Source organism: Jhaorihella thermophila, assembly GCF_900108275.1.
GTDB classification, from domain to species: Bacteria; Pseudomonadota; Alphaproteobacteria; order Rhodobacterales; family Rhodobacteraceae; genus Jhaorihella; species Jhaorihella thermophila.
The window spans coordinates 1-2001 of the sequence record NZ_FNVD01000055.1; the positions used below are offsets into that span (position 1 = coordinate 1).

The window sequence follows — 2001 nt, forward strand, 5'->3', positions numbered from 1 at the left end:
TTGGGCGACACCGCCGCCAGCGCCTGGTCATTGGCCGGCGCCGGGCTGCGGGCTGTCCGGGATATGCGCGCGGCGCATCCCGACCTGCGGGCCGCTGCCGGGCATATGCTGCCGGCGGTGGACGATGGCCTGCCCACCCAGTCCGAGCTGATCCAGCTCTCCGGCGCGCTTTTTGCGCTGGCCCGGGCACATAAGGCGGCCGCCCCCGATCTCCATGCGCTGCTGATGGAGGCGCAGGCCCTCGTCGAGGCCTGGCGTGGCAATCTCGCCCTGATGGGCCTGCCCCGCGCCGCCTGAGATTTTCCGACCGGCCTGCACCCTTTTCCCTGTCCGGGTTTCCGGACAGGCCCCGCGGCCTGTCTTCATCCCTTTCTTTTCCTCTCCACCCGCCCGCAGCCCTGCGGGCCTCGGGTGGACTCTGTCCAGAGTTTTTTTCAATGCCCACCAGCAAAACGCTGTTCCCGTTCCCCATTGATGGGGCGTTCCATCCTGTCTTCCTCGGCCCTGTCAAAGCCCAGTGGACTTCCGCCGCCGAGCGCAAAGGATTCTCGCTGATCGGCCGTGCGGTGGACCGCCTGCACGTGGTCCTCGGCTGCCACACTTGCGGCCAGCCCACGCTCAAGCGGATCAACGTGGTGCGCGACCACGCGCCCGAATGCCCCCACTGCATCGCCGCCCGCCGCGCCGAGGCCGCGCGGAAGATGGGCGCCCGGCTGATCGCGCCGGACCCGCAGGGTGACCGGCATTATGGCGTCTATGAATTTGCCTGCGGCCACACCGGCCGACGCCAGCATCACCGCGTCGAACGGGCCGCCGCCGGCGGGCACGGGTTGGGCTGCGAGACCTGCACCGAAGCCCGCCACGCCGCCGAAGCCGAGGCGCGGGATTGGCAGCTGATCGGCCGGGCGCGGCGGCGCCACCCCGGCTATCGCCGCTATGCGCATACCTGCGGGCACCGGCAGGACGTGGCGGTGGCCAACATGCGCCATGGCGATGTCGATTGCGCGGGCTGCGGGGAAAGCTGGGCGTCGAAGCCGAGCCAGATCTATCTCTTCGACTTCACCCTGCCCGATCTGCCGGTGGTCAAGCTGGGGTTCAGCTCGAACCCCAGCTTTCGGCTGCGCCAGGTGCAGCGGGATCCCGGACAGACGCAAGGCAAGCTGCTGCGTGCCATTCCCATCGAGTCCGGACATCGCGCGATCTGCATCGAGAAGGCCCTGCACGCGCACATCCGCGCGCATTGCCCCGACCTGATCGTGCCGCCCGCGCTGTTCCGGGGTCCGATCCGGACGACCTCCGAGATCTATCACCATCACGCCCGGTCCTACATCCAGGCGCTGCTGGAGGCGGTCGCTGCGGGTTGGGACCCCAGCGCCTCCGGGTCTCCGGACAACGCTGCCGCCTGATCCGATCCGGGGCCGCCAATCTGCGGCCCCCATTCTCCACCTTGTCCGGAGTTTTCTTGATGCCCCAGACCCCACGCCCCGCGCCCGCCGGCGCGCTGTCTCCGCATGCCTTGTCGCTCCTGCGTCCGCTGCTGCGCCGCATCGCGCTGTGGCACCGCGACCTGACCGCTGATCTCCAATCGGACACCGGCCCTGACGACGTGTCCGGCACCGGCCCGGCCCGCCCGGACGTGCGCTCCTTGCCACCGCTCCTGCGTATGGATGAGCCCTATGGCGCCACGCCGGCGGTGCATGGGATGCGCGATCGCGACATCGCACGCGCGATCTCCGAATGCCGAGACCCCTGGGCCGAGGCGCATGGCACCGGCGATACCAACCGCCTGTCCGATCCTCCGATCGAGCCGATGGTGGCTGCCGCCCGTTTTGCCGCCTTGTTCGACGGCCCCGAGGACGTGGCCGCCGTCACCCGCGACCGGGCGCTGACGCTGATCCTTGCCCCCAGCTCGGAGGATCGCCGTCTGCTGTGGGCGCAGATGGATTCGATCCTCGGCTGGCTGGCGGAACTCGACGTTCCCGGCGGTGCCCGCTGGCGCGG

At 69.9% G+C, this 2001-nt stretch carries 1 protein-coding gene and 2 pseudogenes; all 3 read left to right on the forward strand.

Going from position 1 to position 2001, the window contains the following annotated elements; all coding sequences use genetic code 11:
- A pseudogene (locus C4S70_RS18290) lies at nt 1-297 on the forward strand (hypothetical protein); the annotation flags it as partial.
- Nucleotides 298-437: 140 nt separating this feature from the next.
- Complete coding sequence (locus C4S70_RS18295) at nt 438-1406, forward strand: hypothetical protein (RefSeq protein ID WP_104009509.1); 969 nt, start codon at nt 438-440, stop codon at nt 1404-1406.
- A 59-nt stretch (nt 1407-1465) separates the two neighbouring features.
- Nucleotides 1466-2001 (forward strand): annotated as a pseudogene (locus C4S70_RS18300) (AAA family ATPase); the annotation flags it as partial.